The sequence below is a fragment of the Actinokineospora xionganensis genome, from assembly GCF_014323725.1.
Taxonomy (GTDB): domain Bacteria; phylum Actinomycetota; class Actinomycetes; order Mycobacteriales; family Pseudonocardiaceae; genus Actinokineospora; species Actinokineospora xionganensis.
Map to the genome: position 1 here is coordinate 53753 of NZ_JABVED010000008.1, position 26358 is coordinate 80110.

Here is a 26358-nt window from a genome sequence, read left to right on the forward strand (position 1 = left end):
TCAGTGGGTTCGACGGGCGGTCGGCGCGGCGAACGGCGAAGGCTCGGCTCAGCCGTTCGCCCTGCGCGCTCGCGCGGCGGGTCGGGCGCCCGGGCGGACACCGGAGCGGCGCTCGACGACGTCGGTGAGTTCCTCTTCGCGTTCGACCATGCCCGCGCGCACGTCCGCGCCGAAGGCGCCGATGGCGCCCGCGAGCTCACGCACGGCGTCGCCGACGTTGCCCGCGATGCCCGCGGGGGTCACCGCGTGCGCGGTCTGCTTGGCCTTGCGGGACAGGGCGACACCGGTGGCGACGCCGAGGCCGAGCCAGAAGATCCGCTTCATGCGCGGACTCCCTTGCGCTTGCGGCGGGAGTGCTTGCCCTCGATCTCACCCTTGGCACGGCGGCGGGCCTTGATCGCCTTGCTCACGCCGTAGGACACCGCGGCGAACTTGACCAGGGGACCGCCGAGCGTGGCGGTGAACACCGAGGTCAGGGCGGAGACGTTGCCGGTGACGGCCTGGGCGTTCGAGGTGATGCCGTCGACCCGCTCGAGCTGGGCGTTGACGTGCGTCAGCGTGGTGTTCGCGCCGTTGAAGAGCGGGTCGCTGTTCTCGTGCGCCTTGCGGATCGCGATGGTGGCCTCGTCCAGCGTGCGCCCAAGCTTGAACAGCATGATGCCCAGCAGCACTACCAGCAGCACGAACGCGCCTGCGGCGATCAGCGCGGCGATCTGCCCTGCTGTCACGGGCCCTCCTCGTCAACGGGGTTTTGATCGGCGTCAGGCTACCGCGCCCCGGGCTTCACCTCGGGACAGGCACACCACAGACGGTGATCCCGCCGCTCGGCGCACCGAAACCGAGAACATGGGTGACGGAAACGGTAAGCGCCTTTGCGCCGGGCGGCACTTCTTTATCCAGGGTGATCACGCCACGTCGGGTCTGACCGGCCGGGACATCGGATGACCAGCCGAGCTGGACCGCTTGGTGCGCGCTCAGTCGCCGCGGATGACTCTGCGCAGCTTGGGGACGCGGTCGGCGAGTTGGCGTTCGGCGCCGCGGGCGGTGGGTTCGTAGTAGTCGCGGCCGACTAGTTCCTCCGGCGGGTACTGCTGGGTGAGGACGCCGTCGGGGACGTCGTGGGGGTAGCGGTAGCCGGTGGCGTTGCCGAGCTTCTTGGCGCCCTGGTAGTGCCCGTCGCGCAGGTGGGCGGGGACCAGGCCCGCGCCGCCCGCGCGGACGTCGGCCATGGCGCTGTCGATGGCGTTGATGACGGCGTTGGACTTCGGCGCCGTGGCCAGGTGCACCGTGGCCTGGGCGAGTGCCAGCCGGGCCTCCGGCATGCCGATGAGCTGCACGGCCTGGGCGGCGGCGGTGGCGGTCAACAGGGCCGTCGGGTCGGCCATGCCGATGTCCTCGCTGGCGTGCACGACGAGCCTGCGGGCGATGAAGCGCGCGTCCTCCCCCGCCTCGATCATCCGGGCCAGATAGTGCAGCGCGGCGTCCACGTCGGAGCCGCGGATGGACTTGATGAACGCGCTGATGACGTCGTAGTGCTGGTCGCCGGAGCGGTCGTAGCGCACCGCCGCCTTGTCGACGGTCGCCTCGACGGTGGCCAGGTCGATCGAGCCGTCCCGGGTGGCGACGGCCGTGTCGGCGGCGGCTTCCAGCGCGGTCAGGGCGCGGCGGGCGTCGCCGCTCGCGAGGCGGACGAGGTGGTCCTCGGCGTCGGGATCGAGGGTGACAGCGCCCGCGAGGCCGCGTTCGTCGGCGATCGCGCGGCGGATGAGGTCGCGCAGGTCGGTGTCGGTGAGCGGCTGCAGCTGCAGCACCAGGGAGCGCGACAGGAGCGGGGACACGACGGAGAAGAAGGGGTTCTCGGTGGTCGCGGCGACGAGCAGGACGATGCGGTCTTCGACGGCGCCGAGGAGGGCGTCCTGCTGGGTGCGGGAGAAGCGGTGCACCTCGTCGATGAACAGGACCGTGGACTCGCCGGAGTGGCTGAGCCTGCGTTTCGCGTCGTCGATGACCGCGCGCACCTCTTTGACGCCGGCGGACAGCGCCGACAGGGCGACGAAGCGGCGGCCGATCGCGGAGGAGACCAGGGTGGCCAGCGTCGTCTTTCCGGTGCCGGGCGGGCCGTAGAGCAGGATCGATGCCGGGGCGGCACCTTCGACGAGCCTGCGCAGCGGGGCGCCGGGGCCGAGGAGGTGGTCTTGGCCGACCACCTCGTCGAGGGTCGCCGGGCGCATCCGCACGGCGAGGGGCGCGTTCGGGCGCCGCGCCGAGGCGGTGGGCGCGGCGAACAGATCCAGATCGAACTCCTGTTCCACAGGTATCGACGCTACCCGTTCCGCGCGTGCGACAATTTCCAGCCGTGACCCCGTCTGCGCGTGTCGTGCTGCTCGCGGGCCCTTCGGGCTCTGGGAAATCGACGTTGGCGGCCCGGGCTGGTGTCCCGGTCCTGCGTCTGGACGACTTCTACCGCGAGGGCGACGACCCACTGCTCCCCCGCGACGCGACCGGCCGGGTCGACTGGGATCTGCCCGCCGCCTGGCACGCCGCGGACGCGCTCGACGCGATCGTTCGGCTCGCCACGACGGGGAAGATACACGCGCCGCACTACGAGCTTGGGGCGGACCGGCGGATCGGTGGCTACGACCTCGACCTCGCCGGTTCCCCGGTGTTCGTCGCGGAGGGTCTGTTCGCGGACCGGATCGTCGAGGGCTGCCGCGCCGCGGGTGTGCTCGCCGAAGCCGTGGTGCTCGCGCCGACCGGTGGACGGACGTTCGCACGACGGCTGGTGCGGGATGTGGCGGAGTCCCGGAAGGCGACGCACGTCCTGGTGCGGCGCGGGTTGCGGCTGTGGCGCGAGCACGCGGCGGTTGTTCGGCGGTGTGAGTCGGCGGGGATGCGGCGGCGGACGTCGGCTGAGGTGTTGCGGCTGTTGGAGGAGTTGTCGCGATCGGTTCAAGGCCGCACGGCGGCGAGATAGCGCTGTCCCAGCACCCGTACGTGCTCGACCAGTTCCGGGGGGCCGTCGAGCCGGAAGTCCATTCCCAGCATGCCGACGTAGATCGCGATGGTCTCCAGGGTGTCCGCGCCCGTCACCAGGACGCTGGTGTGTTCATCGACGGCTTCCACGATCCCGACGGTGGGGTTGATCCGCGCGACGACCACCGAGGCGGGGGCAAGGACCGTGATCCGGGCGTGGACTTTCCAGCCCGTCGAGGCGATCTCGCGAAGCACGAACGCGACCAGGTCGTCGTCGGGCAGCAGTCGGGGTGCGAAGCGGCGTTCGCCGGGGACCGCCGTCGTCACCGGTAGGGCGCGCCACGTGTGATCGTCGAGGTCGTAGGCGACGAGGTACCACCGGCGCTGCCAGCTGATCAGGCGGTACGGCTCGACCTCGGTGCCGCCTATCCGCAGGGTCTTGCCGTCGCGCACGGCGGCGGCGATGGTGTCGAGGACCGCGGCGGCGACCGGGGCGTCGGGCTCGCGCGAGCCCGTGACCGCCGGGCCGACCGCGGTGGCGTTCCGGAGAGCTTTCACCTTGCGCTGCAAGCGTTTGGGCATGATCTGGGTGAGCTTGGCCAGCGCCCGGGACGTGCTCTCCCTGATGTCGGCGATGCCCGTCGCCCCCTCCTCGGCGAGGCCGATCGCGACCGCGACCGCCACGGCTTCGTCGTCATCGAGCAGCAGCGGCGGCATGGTGGCGCCCTGGCCGAGGCGGTAGCCGCCGATGGAGCCGCGCTCAGCGTGGATGGGGTAACCGAGTTCGCGCAGTCGCGCGATGTCGTGGCGGAGCGTGCGGTCGGTGACGCCGAGGTGATCGGCCAGGTCACGGCCGGTTCGCGCCCGCTGGTCCTGCAACAGGGACAACAGGCGCAGCAGTCTGGTCGCGGTCTCCGCCACGGTCCTCCGTTCAATTAGGAACGAAAGCAGCCTAATACGGCTTTAGGCTTCAGGTACAGCCCGAACAGCGAGAGGAACGACCATGACGAACACCGCCCCGCGACTCACCTGGCGCCAGACCCTTGCCGAGTCCCACCGGATCCTCGAAGCCGCCGTCGCGGGCGTCGGCGACGACCAGTGGACGCTGCCGACTCCGTGTTCGCAGTGGACGGTCACGCAGGTCGTGCAGCACGCGGCGGGCGACCAGCTGGCTTACGCGTCCACCCTCGGTTTCGGCAGCGGGCCGGACTTCGACCCGTTCGCCCCGTCCGGGTCGGTCGACGGCAGCCCGGTCGCCCTGGTCCGGGACGCCGTGGAGCGCACGGCCGAGGCCTGGGCGCGAACCGACTCGGACACCGCGCCGACGCCCCTCCCCCACGGCGAGTTGCCGATCGCGGTGGCGGCGGGCGCGTGCGCGATGGACGCGGCGGTGCACGCGTGGGACATCGCCGTCGCGACGGGCAGGCCGTCGCCGCTGAGCGAGCCGTTGTGCGTCGAGTTGCTTGAGGTGGCGCACGCGATCGTCGAGCCGCTGAGGCAGTGGGGCGCGTTCGCCGCCGCCGGCGCGACCGAGGCAGGCGACAGCGCGGAGACCCGGCTGCTTCGCTACCTCGGCCGCGAGGTCACGGTCGCAGCAGGGGCTTGATCACCTCTCGGGCGTCCATCGCGGTGTACGCCTCGGCGACCCGGTCCAGCGAGTACTCCGCGTCGAAGACCAACCCGGGGTTGATCTTCCCGTCGAGCACGTCCGCGAGCAGTTCGCTGATATATCCCCGAACCGGCGCCACACCGCCGGCGACAGCGATGTTGTTGCCGAACATCTGACCGACGGGAAGCTCCGGGCCGCCCGCGGGGACGCCGACGTAGCCCACGCGGCCCCCGGGGCGGACCGAGTCGAGCGCCTGCCGCATGGATTCCTTGGTGCCCACGCATTCCAGGACGGCGTCCGCGCCGATGCCGCCGAGCAGCTCGATCACCTTCGCGGCGCCCTCGTCGCCGCGCTCGGTGACGACGTCGTTGGCGCCGAACTCCTTCGCCACCCGCTGGCGGGCGCCATGGCGGGACATGACGATGATCCGTTGCGCGCCCAGGCGGTTGGCGGCGAGGACCGCGCACAGGCCGACCGCGCCGTCGCCGACGACGGCCACCGTGTCGCCCGGCCCGACCCCGGCGGCGATCGCGGCGTGGTGGCCGGTGCCCATGACGTCGGACAGGCTCAGCATGCTCGTCAGGAGGCTCTCGTCGGGCACGCCTGCGGTGGCGACGAGCGTGCCGTCGGCGAACGGGGAGACGACGTACTGCGCCTGCGCGCCATCGATCGGGTCGCCCGCCTTGTCGGTGCTTCCCCAATAACCGCCGCGCAGGCAGGAGGTGTAGACGCCGTTGCGGCAGTGCACGCAGTCGCCGTCGCTGACCGCGAAGGGAGCGATCACGAAGTCGCCCGCCTTGACCGTTCGGACCTCGGAGCCGACTTCCTCGACGATCCCGACGTACTCGTGGCCGATGCGGCGCGGCCTCTCGGTCGGCGAGACCCCGCGGTAGCCCCACAGGTCCGAGCCGCAGACGCACGCCGCGACGACGCGGACGATCGCGTCGGTCGGGTTGCGCAAGGCGGGTTCGGCCACGTCCTCGAGCCGGATGTCACCAGGACCATGCAGGACCGTCGCACGCATCTATCCGAACTCCTATCGGCCGAGGACCCGGCGCAGCGCGCCGAGGACGAGTTCCACCCGGTCGAGCCGGGCGTTGTGGCCCATCAAGCCGATGCGCCACACACTGGTGGCGAACGCGCCCGCACCCGCGCCTATTTCCAGGTTGTATTCCGAGAGCAGGATGTGCCGGATCTTGGCGGAGTCGACGCCGTCCGGGACGCGCACGGTCGTCAGCTCCGGAAGCCGGTGGCCTTCGGCGGCGAACAGCTCCAAGCCGAGCTCGCCGAGTCCTTCCCGCAGCCGCTCCCCCGCGACCCGGTGCCGCTCGAAGACCGCCTCCAAGCCTTCCTCCAGCACCCGCCCGAGCGCGGCGTGCAGCGACGCGATCATGGCCACCGGCGCGGTGTGATGATAAGTCCGTCCGCCGTTGCTTCCGTCGACGTAAGCGCCGATCAGGTTCAAGTCCAAATACCAGGTAGGCGGCTTCGGCAGGCGCCGCTCCCACGCGCGCTCGGACACCGTGAACGGCGCCAGACCCGGCGCGACGCCGAGGCACTTCTGGGTGCCGGAGTAGGCGACGTCCACACCCCAGTGGTCGATGCTGACCGGGATACCGGCCAGCGAGGTCACGCAGTCGGCGACCACGAGCGCACCCGGGTCGCGCGTGTGCACCGCGACGGCGAGGGTGCCGATGTCGCTGCGCACGCCGGTCGAGGTCTCCGCGTGCACCGCGGCGACCATCGTGGGCGCGGGATGCGCGGCGAGGACCCGCTCGACGTCGACGGGCTGTCCCCATTCGTGATCGACCCGCACGACCTCGCCGCCGTAGCGACCGGCGACGTCGACCATCCGCTCACCGAAGAGCCCGTTCACCGCCACCACAACCACGTCGCCGGGCCGGACGAAGTTCGCGAACGCGGCCTCCATGCCGATCGAGCCGGTGCCCGACAGGGGCAGGGTGCGGGCGTTCTGGGTGCCCCACACGACCCGCAAGCGCGCGCATGTCTCGTCGAGCACGCGCAGGAACGCCGGGTCGAGGTGCCCGAGCAGCGGCGCGCCGAGCGCGGCGGTCGCCTCCGGGTACGGGTTCGACGGTCCGGGTCCGAGCAGTACACGGTCAACCAGTGCCATGCCTGCACCTTACGGACGCGCCGGGGCCTCCGCCGGTACGGGCTCGGCGCGGCCCAGCAGGGAGCGCACCATGATCCCGGTGGCGTAGGGCACGAGGTCGCGGCCGCGCCGCCACAGCCACGGGATGCCCTTGATGATCAGCCACGCGAAGTGTTCGACCTTGTTGGCGGGCCTGCCGCCCTCGCAGACCAGGCTGACCGGGTTCGGCACGGCGCAACCCGCGGTTTCCAGCAGGTCGCCGAAACCGGCGGCGAGCATGCGGTGGCCCAACTCGGAGGGGTGCAGCCGGTCGACCGCCCAGACATCGGGGCCGTACGCGCCGGGCATGCGGTCAAGGTCCAGGCAGGGGGCGCCGGTCTCGGCGACGACGTCGTCGATCACCTCGTTGAGGCGGTCGATGCGGTCCTTGAGGGCGCGGCGCAGCGAACCGGGAAGACGGAACACACGGCTGTGGTCGTGGTAGCGGGCGAGCAGGACCATCGCGCCCTGACCGTTGAGCGCGGTCACCACGCGGATGAGGTGTGCGCGCATCTGTTCTGGGTCGAAGTCCGACCGGAGGGTGTCGTTCATCCCGGCGATCACGATGGCCGTGTCCGGCCTTGCTTTGAGCGCGGCCGGGAGTTGCCGGTCGTGGACGCACGCTATGCGCGCGCCGGTGAAGGAGAAGTTGTCGACTTGGGCGCCTAGGGCCTTGCCCAGGAGGGGGCCGACACCGCGCCAGCCGCCTCTGGGGAGAGGGTCGCCTACGCCGAAGGTCGTCGAGTCACCGAGAACGGCGAGCCTGTTCGCCGTCCAAGCCGTGGAAATCGCCACCGCTGTCACGAGGTCAACAATCGGGGGTGCTCGCGCACGGGCGGTGAGGTTGGGGTGTCCGTGGAGGGGCGTGTCAGCGAAGTCTCGGTGCTTCGTGCTCACGCTGCCCGGAACTGTTGTGCGGGGTGCCTAATGAGATCTGTCTAGGTGGTTCGCCTTGATTCGGGGACGCCGGAGAGGGACCTGCTCGGGTAAAGCGGGCAGGGTGAGGAAACTGCCCCGCACCGCGAAGTTCAGGTTGGTGGGCGCTTGAATGTCGTGGGACCGCTCGCCTAACGGAACGCTGGGTAGAGGTCCAAGGTTCCGTCGCCGAACCGTGTCCTCATCGCCACCGCCACGGTTTCGGCGTGGTCTGCGATGGCGGTTGCGCCTGCTCGTTTGGCTGCCTTTGCCAGGTCTGCCCAGCGGGCCACCAAAACCTCGCTCTGGTGTGGGGTGTCCACCGCTCCGCCGGACCCGAGTTGGTCGATGTCCGGAACGGTCAGGTACTGCCACGTCGTCAACCAGACCCAGAAGACCTGGGCGTCCAGCAGCCTGGGGAGCAACACCTCGTCGTCGTCCAGGTCCGGCCACATGACTCGGACCTCCGCCCGCCAGGCGGCCAGCATGGCGTCGGTCATGCCGGGGGGCAGCGCGTAGGCGCACCAGCAGGACGGGAACGGGACCGTCAGGTAGGCGGCGTCGAACATCATGTTTCGGACGCAACCGCCCTCGAAGTCGAGGAAACGGACGCCGCGGTTGGTGATCAGGTTGTTGTCGGGGCAGGAGTCCGACGGGCTGAACGCTCGGTGCCTGCTGTTGTCCAGCAGCGCGACGGTGCCCTGGGCGAACTCGGCGGCGGCGGGGGTTGTCTCGACGCCGAACTCCGCGGCGAGCAAAGCGGGTAGGGCTGCCACGGCGGTGGGGCCGTGTTCGGCCAGGGGGTCCTTGGCGCTCGGAGGGCTCTGCCTGCGCAGCAGGGCGTCGAAGTCGGCTTCACGACCCGCTGTCGTGGCGTGCAGGCGGCCCAGTGAGCGGGCCCAGGACAGCAGCGCGCCCTCGGCGGCGCGCGCGTCGGTGCCGTGCAACTTGCCCGCGAGGGTCGGGGCGCGGCCCAGATCTTCCATGACCAGCAGGCGGCTGTCGCCGTCGTGGGCGAACAGCTCCGGGCACATGCGGTCTTCGGCGGTCAGCGCGGTGAAGAGCTGGTAGCTCACGGCCTCGCGGATCCAGCTGTCGCGCGGCGTGGTGCCCGGCGGCTGGACGTAGCGCTTGACGGCGAGGGTTCGCGGGAGGGAGAAGGGGCTCGACGCCACCTTCACGCGTAAGACGATGGAGCGTTCGCTGCCGCCGAGGTCCTCTGGCTCGCCGAGCTGGATCCGGGCCCCGAACCGCTTGGTGAGCACTGACTCCGCTGCGACGACGGTCGCCAGTACCTCCGCCTGCTGGTCCGGTGACGTCACGGTGTCGTTTGTCTCCGGTGGGTCGGCGGCGATCTCCACACTCATCTCCTCTGACCCTACTCCCGATCGTAGGTCCCCAAGACCGGGCCTTGGGTGTCCCCGAGGACCGTAGTGGTACGCGACGATCCAGAGGGAGGGGGCGGTCGAGAAATCACGGCGCGAAGCCAGAACGGGTGTCGTGCTCCCAGAGCGTGAGACCTAGGTTTAAAACTCAGCCAGGCGATAGCGGGCGTGCCGCGTCGTCGGCGAATCGCCTGCTCCGGCGCACCATGAGCACCGCCGAGGCGGCCAGCACGATGCCCAGCAGGTTGATCGTCAGCTGACCGGCCGAGTCGAGCACCTTCTGCCATTCGCCGAGGATCGCCGCGACCGCGATGTAGCCCGCGGCGGGGACGGTGGTGACCGAGATGAACACGCCGACCAGGGCCGCGGACTTCGCCGACGTCATCGACAGCATGCCCGCGGCGCCCGCCAGCACGGCCACGATCAGCGACCACGGCCCGACCTTGTAGACGAAGTCGACCTGGTGGTCGCCCACGATGACGCTCGCGTCGAACAGCCCGGCCGTCCACCCCAGCCACGTGCCGGCCGCGGTGACCGCGATGGCCACCACGAAGCCCAGTCCCAGCGCCAGGCTCGCGCGCCGCACGAGGTCCCACCGCCCGCGGACCAGTCCGACAGCGATCGCGGCGAGCGGCCCGAACTCCGGTCCGACCACCATCGCGCCGACGATCGTGATCGGCGAGTCGGTGATCACGCCAACGGCGGCGAGCAGACACGCGATGATGAGAAAGGCCAGGTAGGTGACGTTGAGACGGGACTCCTCGCCGGTGCGGGCGACCAGTTCCTCCCACACCACCGCGTCCGCCGCCTCGCCGGGCGAGGCGTGCTCGGCGAGGTCGGCGGCGTCGGACATCACGGTGTCGATCACGTCGAGGGTGATTCCCCCGGTGTGGTCGACGCCCAGCGCGCAGAACACGGCCAGGATCTCGTCCGCCGCCTCGCGGGCGATGTCGGCCTCGATGACATCACCCGCGGGCTGGATCGCGGCGCCCGGGAACAGCACGACATGGGTCGCGCCGACGTGCTCTTGCAGCACGTCGAGCGCGGCCTTGCTGGTCTCGGGCGGACAGACCGCCCGAAGATGGAGCACTTACGCCTCTTCGGGCTTGCCTGCCTGAAGAGTCTCCGCCTTCGCGGGCTTGTCCACGATTTTGAAGTCGACGCCCGCCTCCTTGCGCTGCTCCGGGGTGATCGGCGCGGGCGCGGCCGTCAGCGGGTCGTAGCCGCCGCCGGACTTCGGGAAGGCGATGACCTCGCGGATCGACGGCTCACCGGCGAGCAGGGCCACGATGCGGTCCCAGCCGTAGGCGATGCCGCCGTGCGGGGGTGGGCCGTAGGCGAAGGCGTCGAGCAGGAAGCCGAACTTCTCCCGCGCGTCCTCCTCGCTGATGCCCATCATCTTGAAGACGCGCTCCTGCACGGTCTTGCTGTGGATACGGATCGAGCCGCCGCCGATCTCGTTGCCGTTGCAGACCATGTCGTAGGCGTAGGCCAGGGCGTTGCCCGGGTCTTCCTCGAAGCGGTCGATCCACTCGGGGTTCGGCGAGGTGAAGGCGTGGTGCACGGCCGTCCACTGGCCGGAGCCGACCGCGACGTCGCCGGCGTTGACCGCGGCGGAGGCCTCCTCGAACAGCGGGGCGTCGACGACCCAGACGAACGACCAGGCCGACTCGTCGATCAGACCGCAGCGCTTGCCGATCTCCAGGCGGGCGGCGCCCAGCAGGGCCCGCGCCTCGGACTTGACGCCCGCGCCGAAGAAGATGCAGTCGCCCGGCTCGGCGCCCGCGGCCTTGGCCAGGCCCTCACGCTCGGCGTCGGACAGGTTCTTGGCGACCGGGCCGCCGAGCGTGCCGTCCTCGTTGACCAGCACGTAGCCCAGGCCACGGGCGCCGCGCTGCTTGGCCCACTCCTGCCAGGCGTCGAGCTGCTTGCGGGGCTGGCTCGCGCCGCCCGGCATGACCACGGAGCCGACGTACGGCGCCTGGAACACGCGGAACGGGGTGTCGGCGAAGAACTCGGTCAGCTCGGTGAGCTCGAGGTCGAAGCGCAGGTCGGGCTTGTCGGTGCCGTAGCGGGCCATCGACTCCAGGTACGGGATGCGCTGGATGGGCTTGGGGATCTCGTAGTCCGCCAGTTCCTTCCACAGCGCGGAGATGATCCGCTCGCCGAGGGCGATGACGTCGTCCTGCTCGACGAAGGACATCTCGATGTCGAGCTGGGTGAACTCCGGCTGCCGGTCGGCGCGGAAGTCCTCGTCGCGGTAGCAGCGGGCGAGCTGGTAGTACCGCTCCATGCCGCCGACCATGAGCAGCTGCTTGAACAGCTGCGGGGACTGCGGCAGCGCGTACCAGGAGCCGGGGGCCAGCCGGGCCGGGACGAGGAAGTCGCGGGCTCCCTCGGGGGTGGAGCGGGTCAGCGTCGGGGTCTCGATCTCGAGGAAGTTCTCCTCGTGCAGGACCGTGCGCGCGATGCGGTTGGCCTCGCTGCGCATGCGCATCGCGCGGGCCGGGCCGCTGCGGCGCAGGTCGAGGTAGCGGTGGCGCAGGCGCACCTCTTCGCCGACGGTGACGTTGTCGTCGAGCGGGAAGGGCAGCGGCGCGGACTCGCTGAGCACCACGAGTTCGGTCGCGAGGACCTCGATGGCGCCGGTCGGAAGTTCCGGGTTGTCGTTGCCCTCGGGGCGCGCGGCGACCTCGCCGACGACCTTGACGCAGAACTCCGCGCGCAGGCGGTGTGCGCGCTCGGCCATCTCGCCCTCGCGGAAGACGACCTGGGCCACGCCGGAGCCGTCGCGGAGATCGATGAAGATCACGCCGCCGTGATCGCGCCTGCGGGCCACCCAGCCGCTCAGGGTGATGGTCTGCCCAGCGTGCTCGGCGCGGAGTGTTCCGGCCTCGTGCGTGCGGATCACGGGTGACGCGCTCCTGTCCAGATGGTGGGACGCCGCCAGGCGAATTTTCGACCGGGGCAGCATGTGTAGAGGTCAGGCTAGCCAATGGGCGCCTGGTTCTGTCGAGCAGGTTTCCACCTGGGACTTGACTGCCTTAGCAGTCAACAGAGCGCTATGGCGCGCGACCATCGTAGTCAACCGTTCAGTGGCAGATATTAACCCATTCGGATGCATAGTAGTGGGACCAATAGGCCTATCTAGTCACTGAAGGCAGCGAAACGGTTACCCACGAATTAACACTGTGGCTACCAATGGGGACGCCTACGACGTACTGTGACCACCAGGGCGTAAGGGGTAACCCAGGGAGTGAACATGGGTAGCGGTATCACCCGCGAGCCAGTTCGTGAACTTCACCAGAACGGGAGTGTCCGCCATGCGATGACGGCCGAGCCGGATTCTTTGGCGGCTGACGCGTTCCCCACGGCACTGCGGTCTGCGATCCAGGCCAGCGGTCTCAGTCTGGACCGTATTCAGTACCGACTGCGGGCACGCGGAGTCTCGATCAGCGTGACGGCACTAAGCTACTGGCAGTCGGGAAGACGCAGGCCCGAGCGCGCCGAGTCACTCGCCGCTCTCGGCCATCTCGAAGACGTGCTGTGCGTGCCGACCGGGTCGCTTATCGCCCTGCTCGGACCGCCCCGCCCGCGTGGCCGAGTCAACCGCGAGTCGTCGAGACTGACCGTCGAGGCGCTATGGGGCAACAGCGAGCCCGTCTCGCAGTTGCTCAAGCGCATCGACTTCACGACCGACGCCGCCATGACCAAGCTCAGCCAGCACGACCGCATGGTGATCGCGGCCGACCGCGGCGAGAAGTCGATCAACATCCGCCAGGTCTTCCGCGCCGAACACGATGGCGCGGACCGGACCGTGATGGTCTACGACCTGGAGCGGCCAGGCAGGCCGTTCCCGACGATCACCGCCGGTGAGAGCTGCCGACTGGGCCGATCCGCCCAGGACGCGGGCGCGGGCCTGGTCGCCGCGGAGTTCCTGCTGGACCAACCGCTGAGCCGCGGTGAGACGGCGATCGTCGAATACGAACTGAAGCACCCCGGCCCGCCGTACTCCCGTGGCGACGACAGCTACTGCCGCAAGTTCACCACGCCGGTGCGCGAGTTCGTCCTCGAACTGCGCTTCGACCCGGCCGCGCTGCCCGCGTACCTCGAGCAGTACACCGTCGACAGCGACGACCATGTGACGAACCGACGCAAGCTGGAGTGCACGCCCGACGGGAAGGCGCACACGGTGGCCCTGGACTTCGGTCCCGGGATCCTCTGTGTCCGCTGGGAGTGGCCGGACTAGTCCGCCTCCCCGGAAATTCAAGGTGTTGGTCACCTACCGTGCGACAAGTGCGGATTGGCGGTCACCGTGGTCAATTGCCGTCACGGTCCCCCTAGGTGGCGGCAGGTCGCGGTGAGGGCACGGAGAGCGGGCCGGGGAATGTGCCTCGGCCCGCCGAGTCAGCTCCAGGTCGCTACGTCCAGGGTGAACACGGCCGTGCCTGACTGACCGCGGGCGTTGGTTGCCGAAATGGTGATCGGGTAGCGCCCTGGCGGTGTGTCGGGGGCGGTGAAGATCCAGACCACGGCGCGGCCGCCCTCGTAGACCACCGTGGGGCTGAAGGTCACGCGCGATCCCGCGGGGGCGTCCCGCACCGCCAACCGCACGGCTCCGCCGCCGGTCACCGTCACGCGGGTCTCGGTGGCGAAGCCCGCCTGCGCCCTCTCGCCTGCCGGGTGCAGCCACACCCTCGCGCCGCCAGGCTCACGTTCCGGGGCCGCCACGGTCAGCGAGAAGAAGCAACTGGCCGCCTCCCCGTCGATGTTCGTCGCCGTGATCGTGACCGGGTGGATCCCACCGGGCGTCCAGCTTCCGCACACCAGGGTGAGCCTGCTGGAACCGCCCGCGGCCAGGAGCGGGGGCGAGAAGGTCGCGGTCACCCCGTCCGGCAGCCCGACCGCGGCCATCGTGAGCGTCTGGGGCCGCGATCCCGACGTCGTGCCGACAATCACCGTGACGCTGTCGCGCGCATCCACCTCCACCGACAGGGAGTCGACGGACACGGCGAAGTCGCCCCTGGTGAGACGGGCGGGAAAGATCGACACTGGCTGGGAGTCTCCTGGGCTGGGCGGAGACCCACGATCGGGGCGGGCGGCCCGCTAAACAATCCGTACCTCGGCAGGTATGGGTACGGATTGTTTGATCAACACGTGCCGCGCGCCACCTTCCGACACTTCCTGTCCAATCACGGCCGGCCATTCAGAGCAGGGTCAACTGTTCCCGCACCAAGGGCGCCTCCGTTGGCGAGGAGGGCAGGCTTCCGCGCGGCCAGGAGGGCTCGGCCGAGTCTCGGCCAGCGAAGCCGTGCGCACGCAGCAGCGGGCCGACTCGGACGCCGAGCGCGCGGCGGTAGGCGAGGTCCGCGGTGCTCCTGGTGCCGTAGATACGCCGGTATAACGGGACCAGCCCCGGATGATCACGGGCCAGCCACTTCGCGAACCATTCCTTCGCACCTGGGCGCAGATGCAAAGGAAGCACCGTCACTCCGGTTGCCCCCGCCGCGGCGATCTCCGCGAGGAGGGCGTCGAGTTGTTCCCTGGTGTCGGTGAGGCCGGGCAAAACCGGCGCGACGAAGACCGCGCAGGGCAGGCCCGCGTCGGTGATCCGGCGGACGAGTTCGAGGCGGGCCCGCGGGGACGCGGTGCCGGGTTCCAGCCCGCGCTGCAGTTCGCGGTCGAGCAAGGCGATGGAGACACCGATCCCGACCGGGACGTCGGCGCTCACCGCGCTCAGCAGCGGGAGGTCTCGGAACAGGACCGTGCCCTTGGTGAGGATGGAGAACGGAGTGCCCGAATCCGCCAGCGCGCCGATGATCGCGGGCATCAGCCCATAGCGCCCCTCAGCGCGTTGGTAGGGATCAGTGTTGGTACCCATCGCGACGTGCTCGCGCGCCCAACGTGGGGCGCTGAGTTGATTGGCGAGCACCTCTGCGGCATTGACCTTGACCACGATCTGGCTGTCGAAGTCGTGGCCGGCGTCGAGGTCGAGGTAGGTGTGGGTCTTGCGGGCGAAGCAGTTGTGGCTGACCACGCCGTCGGCGATGAAGTCGCCGGTGCCGGTGGTGATGTCGAACAGCGGCAGGTCGATGCCCAGCGCCTGGACCTCGACCACGCCCAGGCGGGCGGCGGATTTGATCGCGGCGTCGTCGATCGTGCGTTTGGCCGACACGGCGGGTCCGATGGTGTGGAACAGCCGCAGGTGCTCGGCAAGTCCGCCGTCGACGCGCACGCAGCAGCGACCCTCCGGGACCCGGCGCTCTTCCACCGCGTGCTGGAAACCGAAGCGCGTCAACGCTTCGAGGACCGCGGTGGCGGCCTTCGCGCCGAGGTTGCGGAACCGGACGATCCGGTTGGCGAAGGTGCCGTCGCTGTCGAACACACCCGCCAGGACACCTTTGCGCCACTCGTCGGTCGGGGTGTGCGGCCACGGGACCGGCAGGCTCTGCGCCAGGTCGCCGGTCAGGTATTCCCTGACGCGGGCGTGGATCTCGGCGTCGGGCGCTCCCCCGCCGCCGTCGCCGCGGGCGATTCCGCATAAGTAGCCGCGGCGGTAGTCGGCGGTGTCCTTGGGTGGCGCGGCGAAGCGGCCGGTTCCCATGAGCTTGTTGCCCACCGTCAGGTGCGGGCGCCTGCCGGGGCCCGCGACGGTGCCGGTGACGTGCTTCCAGCCGCGTTCGGTGAGGAACCGGTGGTCGCCGCTGGCGATCAGGGACGTCCCGTCCTCCAGGGTGACCCGGTAGGCGGGTTTGACCGTGGACCAGTGGTCGCGCACCTCGGTGGGCACGTAGTGCCGGTAGCTGCCGCGACGCCGCGTGCCGTAGACACGGTCTCCGATCCGCAGTGCCGAGATCGGCTTGGTGGAGCCGTCGGCCATCAGGATCGGGGTGTCGCCGTGCAGGCAGTAGCTGCACGCGTGCGAACACCCGCGATACGGGTTGACCGTCCACTGGAACGGCATCGGCGAGCCGTCCGGAACCCGGTTGAGCACGGACTTGGCCAGCACCTCGTGGAAGACCATGCCCGCGAACTCGGGAGTGCGCACGCTGCGCACCAGACCGGGCAGGCCGGGCAGGGCCTGCTCGTCCGCGCTCTCGACTCGCTGCCCGTCCCATCGCACGGCGTTAGTCGAACACATGTTCGAACATGGTGTCAACGACCCGATCGAAGGTTTACAAAAGCGCAACCCTTGTCAAACTGTCTTTACAAAAGCTATGGTTTTGTCCAATCAGCACCGGGAGGCGAGGGCAATGAGGCCAGGACAGGACACTGGGACCGTTTCGCAGAGCTCGACCGAGACGTGGACCGACCGCAAGCGCTACCTCTGGCTGATCGGCCTGGTGGTGCCGTCGCTGGCCTTCGTCGCGATCGCGATGCACCAGCTCACGGACTGGGCCGTCTGGCTGTGGCTGGGGCCGGTGGTGATCCTGGTGATCGTCCCCGCGATCGACCTCATCGCCGGTCTCGACCGTTCGAACCCGCCCGACGACGTGATCGAGGCACTGGAGAAGGACAAGTACTACCGCTGGATCACCTACGCGTTCCTGCCGATCCAGTACGCGGGTTTCATCACCGCGTTCTACCTCATCAGCGGGGACACCCTGTCGGTGTTCGAGAAGGTCGGCCTGGCGATCTCCATCGGGTGCATCGGCGGCATCGGCATCAACACCGCGCACGAGCTGGGCCACAAGAAGGAGAGTCACGAGCGCTGGCTGTCCAAGATCGCCCTCGCGCAGAGCTTCTACGGCCACTTCTACATCGAGCACAACCGCGGCCACCACGTGCGGGTCGCGACGCCGGAGGACCCGGCGAGCAGCCGGATGGGCGAGAACCTCTACCAGTTCTGGCCGCGCACGGTGTTCGGCTCGGTCAAGAGCGCCTGGCACCTGGAGAAGAAGCGCTACGCCCGCCGCGACCAGCACCCGTTCCGCCTGGGCAACGACGTCCTCAACGCCTGGTTGATGTCCGCGGTGCTGTGGGGCGCGATGATCGTCGCCTTCGGGGTCGGGATCCTCCCCTACCTGCTCATCCAGGCCGTGGTCGGCTTCTCGCTGCTGGAGGTCGTGAACTACCTGGAGCACTACGGGATGCTGCGCCAGCAGGTCGGCCCGCCGGACCGCCGCCGCTACGAGCGGGTCGCCCCGAGCCACAGCTGGAACTCCAACAACATCGCCACCAACGTGCTGCTCTATCATCTGCAGCGGCACAGCGACCACCACGCGAACCCGACTCGGCGCTACCAGACGCTGCGCGACTTCGAGGAGTCCCCGGTGCTGCCGACCGGCTACGCGGGCATGATCGTGCTCGCCATGATCCCGCCCGTGTGGCGCCGGGTCATGGACCCGCGAGTGGTCGCCCACTTCGGCGGCGACCTCACCAAGGCCAACATCTCCCCCCGCAAGCGCGACAAGATCCTCGCGAAGTACGGCACGGCCGCCACGGCGCCGAGCGCGGAGGTTCCCGCCGACACCGCGGTCCGCACACCCGCGAACCTGATCCACGTCGGCAAGTGCCCGGGCTGCGGCTACGTCTACGACGAAGCTGTCGGCGACCCGCGCGAAGGCTTCCCCGCGGGCACACCGTGGAGCGCGGTACCGGACAACTGGTGCTGCCCGGACTGCGGTGTCCGCGAGAAGATCGATTTCCTGCCGGTGACGAAGGTCGGTGTCTGATGCGGATCGTGGCCGATCGAGCCCGCTGCGAGGGCCTGGGCATGTGCGAGGCGATGGCGCCGGATTTCTTCGAGGTCGGCGACGACGGGACCGTGACGATCCTGGATGAGACTCCGGGCGAGGAGCACCGTGCGGCGGTACTCGCCGCGGTGGACGCCTGCCCGGTCCTCGCGCTGAGCCTGGACGGCTGACCCGTGGACCTCGTCGTGGTCGGCGCCTCGCTCGCGGGCCTGCGCGCCGTGGAGTCGGCGCGCCGGGCCGGGCACACCGGGCCGATCACGCTGATCGGCGCCGAACCACACCTGCCCTATGACCGACCGCCGCTGTCCAAGGCGTTCCTTTGCGCCGGCGGGCCCGCGCAGGTCCGGCCATTTCGCGGCGAGGCCGAGCTGCGCGACGAACTGGGCGTGCGGCTGCTGCTGGGCACGCCCGCGCAAACGCTCGACACGGTGGCGTGCGAGGTGTCGGTAGGAGACCAGGCTGTCCCGTACGACGCGCTGATCATCGCGACCGGCGCGTCCCCGCGGCCGTTCCCGGGCACGTCCGGCATCGCGGGGGTGCACCAGTTGCGCACCAGCGACGACGCCGTGGCGATCCGGTCGGCACTCGACGGGGGTGCGCGGACAGTGGTGGTCGGCGCGGGCTTCATCGGCTCGGAAGTGGCCTCGGCGGCTCGGGCTCGCGGGCACGAGGTGACCGTCGTGGAGGCCGCGTCGCTGCCCCTGAGCCGCTCGATCGGCGTGGACGCGGGCACGGTGTGCGCGGACTTGCATCGTGCGAACGGGACGGACCTGCGGTTGGGTGTCGGCGTCGCGGCGATCGAGTCGTCCGACGGCCGGGTGACCGGGGTCCGGCTGGACGACGGGACGGTGCTGGCGGCGGACCTGGTCGTGGTCGGAACCGGGGTGGCGCCCGCGACCGGGTGGCTGCGCGGGAGCGGTGTGCCCCTGCACGAGCGCGACGGCGGGGTGCTCTGCGACGAGACGCTGTGGACCGGTGTGCCGGGCGTGTACGCGGCGGGCGATGTCGCGCACGTCCCCAACCCACTCTTCGACGGCGACCTCATGCGGCTCGAACACTGGACCAGCGCCGCCGAACAGGGCGCGGCCGCTGCCCGGCACGCCCTCGACCCGGCGTCGGCCCGCGGGCTCGCGCCGGTCCCCTACTTCTGGTCGGACTGGTACGGCCACCGCATCCAGTTCGTCGGCACCCCGGACTGCGACGAGGTCCAGGTGGTGGACACCGATACGTTCACGGCTCTCTATCGCCGGGGAGATCGGATCGTGGGTGCGCTGACAGTTGACCGCCCGCGCGAAGTCATGAAGTTCCGCAAGCGCATAGCCGAGCGCGGCGACTGGTCGGAGGCGCTCGCTTTCGCCGGTGTCAGCGCGCGGGAAGGTGCCGCATAACATGAACGTCGTGACGATGGCCGATTCGACCGACGTCGCGGCCGGTGGCCCGCAGCGAGAGCGCATCATCGCGGCCGCGGCCGCCCTCACCACCCGTTCGGGCTGGGCGTCGGTGACGATGTCGCGGCTCGCCGACGAGGTCGGGGTGAGCCGCCAGACGGTGTACAACGAGATCGGGACCAAGCCCGCCCTGGCCAAGGCCATGGTGCACGACGAGTTGGGGCGATTCCTCTCGGTCGTCGACAAGGCCTTCGACGAGCACCCCGACGACCTGATCGCCGCGATCACCGCGGCGGTGCGCGGCGTCCTGGAACTGGCCGAGGGCAACACCCTGCTGCACGCCATCGTCTCCGCGACCCACGGCGCCGATACCGAACTGCTGCCGCTGATCACGACCCACGCGGAGTCGCTGTTGAGCACCGCGAAGGCCGTCGTGGCCGACCGGATGCGTCCGTTCCGGCTCTCCTTCACCGCGTGGGAGTTCGACGCGGCGATCGACACGGTCGTGCGGGTGGTGCTCAGCCATGTGATGCAGCCGTCGGGCAGCCCGGAGGAGACCGCCGCCGACATCGCCTGGATCGCCCGGCGCGTGCTGTTCCCCTGATCCGCGCGGGCCGAACAGTCCTGAGAGGATTGGGCGGTGGATGACTGGGAGACGCGGCCGATCCCGCGCGTGCGCGCGGACGACGAGCCTGAGCGCGCCTCCAGGGGGCGGCACACCGCGGGCCGTGCCCCCGAACCGGATGGCACGGGCCGACGCCGTCGTCGCGATCCCGATGACGACGTCGCGGTGACCGGCCACGGGCACGGACACGGGCCCGCTGCTCCGGCTTCGGCGCCAGTGCGGCGGCTCCTCACGTTCCTGGTGTCGCCGTTCGCCTTGGCCGCGGTCATCGGGATGGTGCTGCTGTTCCCCACCGGCGACGGGCCTGAGGGCGTCGGCTCCGGCCAGGAGCCGGTGCTCGGCACGGTCACCGCGGCGGAGGCCGGATCGTGCCAGTTCGGCGGTCAACCGGGGGCCGAGCCGAGCCCCGACCAATGTCTGACGGTCACGGTCGAGATGACCGACGGGCAGGCCAAGGGCAGTGAGATCCGCACCGCCGTCCCGGTGGAACCGAGCACCCCGCGTTTCGCGGTGGGCGACGACGTCGTGCTCAGCTACGGCGGCGGGGACCCGCTCAGCGGCGGGTCCTACCAACTCGTCGACTTCCAGCGCGGGATGCCGCTCGCCGTGCTCGCCCTCCTGTTCGCCGCCGCGGTGTTGCTCCTCGGACGGTGGCAGGGACTCAAGGCACTGGCGGGCTTGGGGCTGACGTTCGCGGTCCTGCTGCTGTTCGTGCTCCCCGCCATCCTCGGTGGGGAGAACCCGCTGCTGGTGGCGATCGCGGGCGCGGGCGTGATCATGTTCGCGGTTCTCTACCTGACCCACGGCTTCTCCGCGCGGACCACCACCGCGGTCCTGGGGACGATGGTCAGCCTGGCGCTCATCGGCGTGCTGAGCGCGGTCTTCGCGGCGGTGTCGCGGCTGACTGGCTTGGACGAGGAAACAGCGAACCTCGTGGGGGCGCTCGGCACCGGCATAGACACGCGCGGGCTGCTGCTGGCAGGCATCGTGATCGGCGCGCTCGGTGTGCTCGACGACGTGACCGTCACCCAGACCAGCGCCGTGTGGGAACTGCGGGCCGCCAACCCGACCCTGACCTGGCGCGAGTTGTACGCGGCGGGCCTGCGGATCGGCCGCGACCACGTGTCGTCGGCGGTCAACACCCTGGTGATGGCCTACGCGGGCGCGGCCCTGCCGGTGTTGCTGTACTCGTCCCTGTCGGACGTGGGCCTGGGCGCGCTGCTGGGGTCGCAGTCGATCGCGCAGGAGATCGTGCGGACGCTGGTGGGCAGCATCGGTCTGGTGGCGGCGGTTCCGGTCACCACAGCGCTGGCCGCGTTGGTGGCGGTTCGGGAGGAGTGAGTCTGCCGCTACGGCAGATTCGCCACGAACTTGGTGATCGCTTCAGTGCGCAACCGCTGAGCCAACTTCCCCTGCGGCGCAACCGAAGCGAGCTGGAACAGCGGCCGCTCCGGTGCGGCTTCGCCCCGTGCCTCCGCTCGCAGCTGGGCCACAAGCAATTGTGAGAAAACCAATCCGCTGGTGTTCTCGCTCCCGGCGAGCGCGTCCGCCAACCGCCGCAGGGCGAGGATGCCGAGTTCCCGCCCACCCGTGCCCGAGTAGGCCGCGAGCGCGATGTTGATGGACTTTCCCTTGGCCCCGACCAGAAGCCCGACCGTGCGCACACCGCGCACATCCGTCACCAGCAAGTCGAGGCGTTCGACGACGCGGAGGTCGACGATCTTGCTGCCGATCGTCTCCGCCACCACGCGGGTGCCCTGCAGCCAGATCCGGCGACGGGCGGTCATCCAGGTCAGCAGGGCGAGTGTTCCGGCGACCACGGCCGCGGTGACCAAGCCAGGGGTCTGCCCGAAGATCAGCCCGACGACACCGCCGACGGCCGCGCCGAAGAGCAGGGCGACCGCGACGGTCACGCAGCCCCGGCGGCGGGATGGGTCGGCCAGGGTCAGTGGGATCCGCTCCGGCTCGGCCGGAGGCTGGGGGTCGGTCATGGTCAGATGCCTCGCCCGCGGCCGCGGTGCGCCGACGCGGGGTCGGTCAGGTCGACCATCCCGGTGAGGAACGGGTTGCTGACCCGCTCGCGGCCGATCGTCGTGGTCGGGCCGTGTCCCGGGAGCACCACGGTCTCGTCGTCGAGCGGCAGGATCTTCGAGCGCAGCGACGCCGTCATCCGGTCCATCGACCCGCCGGGCAGGTCGGTGCGGCCGATCGATCCCGCGAAGAGGGTGTCGCCGGAGAACAGCAGCAGGCCGCCCTCCTCGGTGGCCGAGCGGAACGCCACCGAGCCCTCGGTGTGGCCGGGGGTGTGGTCGACGGTCAGCTTCAGGCCCGCGAGATCGAGTTCGACCCCGTCGGTCATCTCCTTGACCTCACGCGGCTCGCGCATCTCGAGGCCGCCGAAGAAGGACGCCGACTCGCGGCTCAGGCCGCGCAGCGGGTCGCTGAGCATGTAGCGGTCGTCCGGGTGGATCCACGCGGGCACGTCGTTGCCGTCGCAGACCGGGGTCACCGAATAGGTGTGGTCGAGGTGCCCGTGCGTCAAGAGCACCGCGACGGGCGAGAGCCGGTGCTTGCGCAGCGCCTCGGCGATGGGCTCCTCAGCGTCCTGACCAGGGTCGATGATCACACACTGGCCACCCTCCTCGGGCGCGATGAGGAAGCAGTTGGCCTGGAAGGCCCCAGTCGGAAAGCCGACGACAAGCACAGTGGACCTCCGGTCGGCGGATTCTTGGCAGGTTCTCAGACTATCTGGCAGTACCACCACACGGTTCTTACCGGGGGTCCCCATAGACTGCGCGCCTGCCAGGAACGTGTAGGTCAGGGAGGGTGCCAGGTGCCGACTAACGAGCAGCGCAGAGAGGCGGCCAAGCGCAAGCTGGAACGTCAGCTGGCGAACAGGGCCGAGCGCGCGCGCAAGCGCCGGATCTTCGGTGTGGTGGGCACCGTGGTGGCCGTCGTGGCCGTCGTGGGAGTTGTCTACTGGCTTGCCAACCGCAGTGACGACCCCGTGACCCCGGCGGACGCCTCCACCTCGCCGAGCGCCGAGGCCGACGCGCCGGTGGACACGCCTGCGAACATCCCGACCGAACTCGCGCCCGCGCCCAAGCGGCCACAGCCGCTGCCCGCGAAGGTCACCTGCGAGTACCCGGCCGAGGCGGGCAAGCCCGCCGCCAAGCCCGCGCAGGCGCCGCCCACGGCCGACATCTCCGCCGAGGGCACCGTCGTGGCCACCGCGAACATCGCGGGCGGCGACGTCAAGCTGACCCTGGACCGCGCGCTCGCGCCGTGCGCGGTGAACAGCTTCGTGAGCCTGGCCAAGCAGGGCTACTTCAACGACACCCGCTGCCACCGCCTCACCACCAGCGACGGCCTGCAGGTCCTGCAGTGCGGCGACCCCTCGGCCAGCGGCAGCGGCGGTCCCGGCTACAGCTTCGACGACGAGGTCTTCCCCGAGCTGAAGTACGGCCGCGGCATCCTCGCCATGGCCAACGCCGGCAAGAACCCGCAGACGAACAAGGGCACCAACGGCAGCCAGTTCTTCATCGTCTACGGCACCGCCGAACTGCCCCCGAACTACAGCGCCTTCGGCACGATCGACGCCGAGAGCCTCAAGAAGATCGACGAGATCGCCAAGGCGGGCACCACCCGCAAGGGCTCGCCGGGCGACGGCTCGCCGAAGAACCCGGTCACCATCAGCACCGTGACGGTGGCCTGAGCATGAAGCGCACCGCCACGACCGGGCTGCTCCTCGCCTGCCTGACCCTGACCGCCTGCGGGTCGACGGTGTCGGGCAGCCCGGTCGGGGCGGAGTCCGCCCCAACCACGTCGGAGAAGTCGTCCGCCGCCGCGCCCACGACCTCCGCCGCCGACGGGACGCCCTGCCGGTACAAGACCAGCACCGGCCAGCCCGCCCCCGAGGGCAAGGACGTCGGCAAACCGGCCGAGCGGGCGAAGGACAAGCCCGCCACTGTGACCCTGACGACCAACCTGGGCCCGGTGACGATCGAACTGGCCACCGATACCGCGCCGTGCACCGCACGCAGCTTCGTGCACCTGGCGAGCGAGAAGTACTTCGACGACTCCCCCTGCCACCGCCTCACCGCCGCCGACAGCCTGTCGGTCCTGCAGTGCGGGGACCCGACCGGCCAGGGCACCGGCGGCCCGGGATACACGGTGCAGGACGAGAACCCGGGCAACCTGAAGCCTTCCGGCGCGGGCGAGACGGTGGTCTACCCACGCGGGACGGTCGCGATGGCCAACACCGGTAGGCCGAACAGCGGCGGCAGCCAGTTCTTCCTCGTCTACCGCGATTCGATGCTGCCGCCCACATACGCGGTGCTGGGCACCATCGACGAGGCGGGTCTGGCCACCCTGGACAAGATCGCGGCGGGCGGCATCACCCCGCAGATGGGCGAACAGGACGGCGCGCCGACCGTGCCGGTCAAGATCCAGAAGGCCACGGTCGCGGACTAGCCGGTGACCGACCGCTGGGAGCAGTATCTCTACGAACAGCACTCCGCCGAACAACTCGCCGCGTGGGCGCTCAGCCTGCGCTATTTCCGGTTCTGCCGGGCGGTCGGCGGCCATGCGGGCGACGGAGACCAGCTCAGGGTCGCCCTCGCTGTCGACTCCCGGGACGACCTGGAAACGGTCCTCGCCGCGCTTGGCATCCCGCTGACCATCCTCCCGGCGGACGAGCCGCGACCGGTCACGGGCCAGTCCTACACCGGGGACGAGTACGCCCGGTTCCGGGACGCGATCGGCCGGTTCCCCGACGTCGCCCAGCCCAGCCACGTGCGGCTGGCCGGCGAAAAGGCGTTCGCCTGGGTCGGCACCGACCGGCTCACCGTGTCGATCTCGGATGAGAAAGACATCTGGTCGGTCAGCGATGCGGCTGTCGAGGTGGCGCGGCGGGTGGAGCCGATGATCGACCCGATCGCCCACCACGTGATCGACCCGCCGGGGAAAGACCGACACTGCGTCTGCCCGACGTACTATCCGGAATTCTGGGCGAGCTGACTGTCATACCCCGCCGGCACACTCGGTGGATGACCTACCGTGAGTGGCCCGTCGACCGTCCAGGCATCGCCTGTGTGTGGTCGCGGACCGTTGCGGAGGCAGGAACCCAGCGGGTCGTGCCGGACGGGTGTGCCGACGTCATCTGGCATCAGGTGACCGGCAGGCTGTTCGTGGCGGGACCGGACACTGAGGGGCAGGTGGGTGCCGCGGAACCAGGGACCATGGTCGGGCTGCGGTTCGAGCCCGGAGCCATCGCCTTGGGCGTGCCCGCCGACGAGTTACGGGACGGGCGGATCGACCTTGACGCCTTTCGCCCGGATGGCCGGGAGTTGGCCCAGCGGCTGGCGGAGGCCGAGGATCCGCGTCAGGTCTTGCTCGACGCGTTCCCCGCCCAGGTCGACCCGGTGATCGACCAGGTTCGGGAACTGGCCGGGCACACGGGATCCGTGCGGGCCATCGCGGACACCGTGGGGCTTGGGGAACGTCAGCTCCGGCGGCGCAGTCTCGCCGCTTTCGGCTACGGGCCCAAGGTCCTGCACCGTGTTCTGCGCTTCGACCGGGCGGTGCGGCGGGCCAGAACGGGAATGCCGTTCGCCGAGGTCGCCTACCGCGAGGGCTACACCGACCAGGCGCACCTGGCGCGTGAGGTGAAGGTGCTGGCCGGGACCACGCTCACCGCGTTGACCGGCCGTAGGTCTCCAACGTCCTGAGCGCGTTGACCGTCAGCACCCCGGCCCACTCGAACTCCGTCACCGGCGTCCAGATCGCCCACTTCGGCCGCCACCCGCCGTCCTCGTGCTGGGCCATCTCCAGGGCGTCGAGGCTCACCTCAAGCTCGGCGGAGGTGAACCAGCGGGCCGCGAGACTGTCCGGCGTGGACGCGTAGTCGTGCGGTTCGTGCAGTTCCCCCTCGGCGAAGCCGGGCGGGACGATCCCGGTGCCGCCGAGTCGCACGAGCCCGTTGTCGCGGACCATCGTCCCGATGTGCTCGGCCGCCTTCTCGGCCCGGGCCCGATCCGGGGCGTGGTCGAGGAACTCCACGCAGGCCAGGGCCTCATACGGGTGCGTCGCCGTCAGACCCTCGATGCGGGGCCAGCAGAACTCCGCAGCACGATCTACCCATGGGTGCTCGACACCGGCGCGCCAGAGGGCTCCGACGAGGTTGGCCGTGGGAAGCAGCGAACCAGCGTAGGTCTCCGGGACCTCCCACCACGGCGCCCTCGGGTAGTCGCGGGCATTGGGGTGGACGAACGGGACGCCCCCGTCCGGGGCGCTGATGGACTCCAGGTAGTCCGCGACGCCGTCAGGCCAGGCGCCGACCTCATGCAGGATGTTCAACGCCGACAGGACGGTCACCGGCTGGCTGCCAGGGCCACGGCCGTCGGGCTCCAGCGCGTTGCCGTAGCCACCGTCTGGGTTTCGGTACGCCTCCAGTGCCGCGACGACGGCCTGTGCGTCGCCGGAGCCGAAGAGGAACTCGAACCGCCTGCGGTCGAGCAGCCGGGCGTTGAGGAGGATGAACTTTTCGGCTCGGTCGAAGGAAGTCACCGAACCAACGTAACTCCGCGCGCGCGTCCGGTCTTGTACGAAGCGGAC

The 26358-nt window shown here is 70.2% G+C and carries 27 protein-coding genes; 12 read left to right on the forward strand and 15 right to left on the reverse strand.

Annotated features, from left to right (window positions below; all coding sequences use genetic code 11):
* Positions 1–48: 48 nt before the first annotated feature.
* The 3 genes from GPZ80_RS15440 to GPZ80_RS15450 all read right to left on the reverse strand — a co-directional run bounded on the left by GPZ80_RS15440 (position 49) and on the right by GPZ80_RS15450 (position 2312).
* Positions 49–324 (reverse strand): hypothetical protein, encoded by a 276-nt coding sequence (locus GPZ80_RS15440; protein ID WP_187221062.1) that lies wholly within the window; start codon positions 322–324, stop codon positions 49–51.
* On the reverse strand, positions 321–728 hold the full coding sequence (locus tag GPZ80_RS15445) for a DUF948 domain-containing protein (RefSeq protein WP_187221063.1): 408 nt from the start codon (positions 726–728) through the stop codon (positions 321–323). The genes GPZ80_RS15440 and GPZ80_RS15445 overlap by 4 nt, the downstream gene beginning before the upstream one ends.
* 246 nt (positions 729–974) lie before the next feature.
* Entirely contained in the window at positions 975–2312 is a 1338-nt protein-coding gene (locus GPZ80_RS15450) for a replication-associated recombination protein A (protein ID WP_376771682.1), read from the reverse strand.
* 44 nt (positions 2313–2356) lie between these two features.
* Here GPZ80_RS15450 and GPZ80_RS15455 point away from each other — a divergent pair, with 44 nt between their 5' ends.
* Positions 2357–2974 (forward strand): uridine kinase family protein, encoded by a 618-nt coding sequence (locus GPZ80_RS15455; protein WP_187221064.1) that lies wholly within the window; start codon positions 2357–2359, stop codon positions 2972–2974.
* On the opposite strand, the gene GPZ80_RS15460 is transcribed toward GPZ80_RS15455, so the two are convergent.
* Complete coding sequence (locus tag GPZ80_RS15460) at positions 2950–3894, reverse strand: helix-turn-helix transcriptional regulator (RefSeq protein ID WP_187221065.1); 945 nt, start codon at positions 3892–3894, stop codon at positions 2950–2952. The genes GPZ80_RS15455 and GPZ80_RS15460 overlap by 25 nt on opposite strands.
* 82 nt (positions 3895–3976) lie before the next feature.
* Here GPZ80_RS15460 and GPZ80_RS15465 point away from each other — a divergent pair, with 82 nt between their 5' ends.
* The gene (locus tag GPZ80_RS15465; RefSeq protein ID WP_187221066.1) at positions 3977–4579 is read left to right on the forward strand and encodes a TIGR03086 family metal-binding protein; all 603 of its coding nucleotides are present in this window, start codon (positions 3977–3979) and stop codon (positions 4577–4579) included.
* Here GPZ80_RS15465 and GPZ80_RS15470 read toward each other — a convergent pair.
* From GPZ80_RS15470 to aspS, 6 genes are all read right to left on the reverse strand, one after another.
* The gene (locus GPZ80_RS15470) at positions 4557–5606 is read right to left on the reverse strand and encodes a zinc-dependent alcohol dehydrogenase family protein (RefSeq protein ID WP_187221067.1); all 1050 of its coding nucleotides are present in this window, start codon (positions 5604–5606) and stop codon (positions 4557–4559) included. The genes GPZ80_RS15465 and GPZ80_RS15470 overlap by 23 nt on opposite strands.
* A gap of 12 nt (positions 5607–5618) precedes the next feature.
* On the reverse strand, positions 5619–6716 hold the full coding sequence (locus tag GPZ80_RS15475; RefSeq protein WP_187221068.1) for a pyridoxal-phosphate-dependent aminotransferase family protein: 1098 nt from the start codon (positions 6714–6716) through the stop codon (positions 5619–5621).
* A 9-nt stretch (positions 6717–6725) separates the two neighbouring features.
* Positions 6726–7538: an SGNH/GDSL hydrolase family protein gene (locus GPZ80_RS15480; RefSeq protein WP_312880349.1), complete on the reverse strand. Its 813-nt coding sequence runs from the start codon at positions 7536–7538 to the stop codon at positions 6726–6728.
* 263 nt (positions 7539–7801) lie between these two features.
* Complete coding sequence (locus GPZ80_RS15485) at positions 7802–9016, reverse strand: hypothetical protein (protein ID WP_187221069.1); 1215 nt, start codon at positions 9014–9016, stop codon at positions 7802–7804.
* Positions 9017–9182: 166 nt separating this feature from the next.
* Positions 9183–10124 carry a DUF389 domain-containing protein gene (locus GPZ80_RS15490; RefSeq protein WP_187221070.1) on the reverse strand — a complete coding sequence of 314 codons (942 nt, stop codon included), beginning with the start codon at positions 10122–10124 and terminating at the stop codon, positions 9183–9185.
* Complete coding sequence (aspS, locus tag GPZ80_RS15495) at positions 10125–11945, reverse strand: aspartate--tRNA ligase (RefSeq protein WP_187221071.1); 1821 nt, start codon at positions 11943–11945, stop codon at positions 10125–10127.
* A 546-nt stretch (positions 11946–12491) separates the two neighbouring features.
* On the opposite strand from aspS, the gene GPZ80_RS15500 reads away from it, so the two are divergent.
* Entirely contained in the window at positions 12492–13283 is a 792-nt protein-coding gene (locus tag GPZ80_RS15500) for a hypothetical protein (protein WP_312880351.1), read from the forward strand.
* Between the two features lie 158 nt (positions 13284–13441).
* Here the strand turns inward: GPZ80_RS15500 and GPZ80_RS15505 are convergent, their stop codons facing one another.
* The gene (locus tag GPZ80_RS15505) at positions 13442–14086 is read right to left on the reverse strand and encodes a COG1470 family protein (protein WP_187221072.1); all 645 of its coding nucleotides are present in this window, start codon (positions 14084–14086) and stop codon (positions 13442–13444) included.
* Positions 14087–14240: 154 nt separating this feature from the next.
* Positions 14241–16175, reverse strand: coding sequence for an intein-containing Rv2578c family radical SAM protein (locus tag GPZ80_RS15510; RefSeq protein ID WP_187221073.1), 1935 nt, complete (start codon positions 16173–16175; stop codon positions 14241–14243).
* Between the two features lie 112 nt (positions 16176–16287).
* Here GPZ80_RS15510 and GPZ80_RS15515 point away from each other — a divergent pair, with 112 nt between their 5' ends.
* The 5 genes from GPZ80_RS15515 to GPZ80_RS15535 are packed head-to-tail and all read left to right on the forward strand — an operon-like array spanning position 16288 to position 21084.
* Positions 16288–17709 (forward strand): fatty acid desaturase, encoded by a 1422-nt coding sequence (locus tag GPZ80_RS15515; protein ID WP_187221074.1) that lies wholly within the window; start codon positions 16288–16290, stop codon positions 17707–17709.
* Positions 17709–17900 (forward strand): ferredoxin, encoded by a 192-nt coding sequence (locus GPZ80_RS15520; protein WP_187221075.1) that lies wholly within the window; start codon positions 17709–17711, stop codon positions 17898–17900. The genes GPZ80_RS15515 and GPZ80_RS15520 overlap by 1 nt, the downstream gene beginning before the upstream one ends.
* Positions 17901–17903: 3 nt before the next feature.
* The gene (locus GPZ80_RS15525; RefSeq protein WP_187221076.1) at positions 17904–19118 is read left to right on the forward strand and encodes an NAD(P)/FAD-dependent oxidoreductase; all 1215 of its coding nucleotides are present in this window, start codon (positions 17904–17906) and stop codon (positions 19116–19118) included.
* A 1-nt stretch (position 19119) separates the two neighbouring features.
* Positions 19120–19722 carry a TetR/AcrR family transcriptional regulator gene (locus tag GPZ80_RS15530; RefSeq protein ID WP_187221077.1) on the forward strand — a complete coding sequence of 201 codons (603 nt, stop codon included), beginning with the start codon at positions 19120–19122 and terminating at the stop codon, positions 19720–19722.
* 36 nt (positions 19723–19758) lie between these two features.
* Entirely contained in the window at positions 19759–21084 is a 1326-nt protein-coding gene (locus GPZ80_RS15535; RefSeq protein WP_187221078.1) for a YibE/F family protein, read from the forward strand.
* A gap of 8 nt (positions 21085–21092) precedes the next feature.
* Here the strand turns inward: GPZ80_RS15535 and GPZ80_RS15540 are convergent, their stop codons facing one another.
* Both GPZ80_RS15540 and GPZ80_RS15545 read right to left on the reverse strand, forming a co-directional pair.
* Positions 21093–21734, reverse strand: a complete 642-nt coding sequence (locus GPZ80_RS15540) for a hypothetical protein (RefSeq protein ID WP_187221079.1) — start codon at positions 21732–21734, stop codon at positions 21093–21095.
* Between the two features lie 2 nt (positions 21735–21736).
* Positions 21737–22447, reverse strand: coding sequence for an MBL fold metallo-hydrolase (locus GPZ80_RS15545; RefSeq protein WP_187221080.1), 711 nt, complete (start codon positions 22445–22447; stop codon positions 21737–21739).
* A 129-nt stretch (positions 22448–22576) separates the two neighbouring features.
* Here GPZ80_RS15545 and GPZ80_RS15550 point away from each other — a divergent pair, with 129 nt between their 5' ends.
* The 4 genes from GPZ80_RS15550 to GPZ80_RS15565 are packed head-to-tail and all read left to right on the forward strand — an operon-like array spanning position 22577 to position 25472.
* Positions 22577–23458, forward strand: a complete 882-nt coding sequence (locus tag GPZ80_RS15550) for a peptidylprolyl isomerase (RefSeq protein ID WP_187221081.1) — start codon at positions 22577–22579, stop codon at positions 23456–23458.
* Between the two features lie 2 nt (positions 23459–23460).
* Positions 23461–24216 (forward strand): peptidylprolyl isomerase, encoded by a 756-nt coding sequence (locus GPZ80_RS15555; protein ID WP_222719375.1) that lies wholly within the window; start codon positions 23461–23463, stop codon positions 24214–24216.
* 3 nt (positions 24217–24219) lie between these two features.
* Positions 24220–24762: a hypothetical protein gene (locus tag GPZ80_RS15560; RefSeq protein WP_187221082.1), complete on the forward strand. Its 543-nt coding sequence runs from the start codon at positions 24220–24222 to the stop codon at positions 24760–24762.
* Between the two features lie 29 nt (positions 24763–24791).
* On the forward strand, positions 24792–25472 hold the full coding sequence (locus GPZ80_RS15565) for a helix-turn-helix domain-containing protein (protein WP_187221083.1): 681 nt from the start codon (positions 24792–24794) through the stop codon (positions 25470–25472).
* Here the strand turns inward: GPZ80_RS15565 and GPZ80_RS15570 are convergent.
* On the reverse strand, positions 25435–26310 hold the full coding sequence (locus GPZ80_RS15570) for a hypothetical protein (protein WP_187221084.1): 876 nt from the start codon (positions 26308–26310) through the stop codon (positions 25435–25437). The genes GPZ80_RS15565 and GPZ80_RS15570 overlap by 38 nt on opposite strands.
* Positions 26311–26358 lie beyond the last annotated feature (48 nt).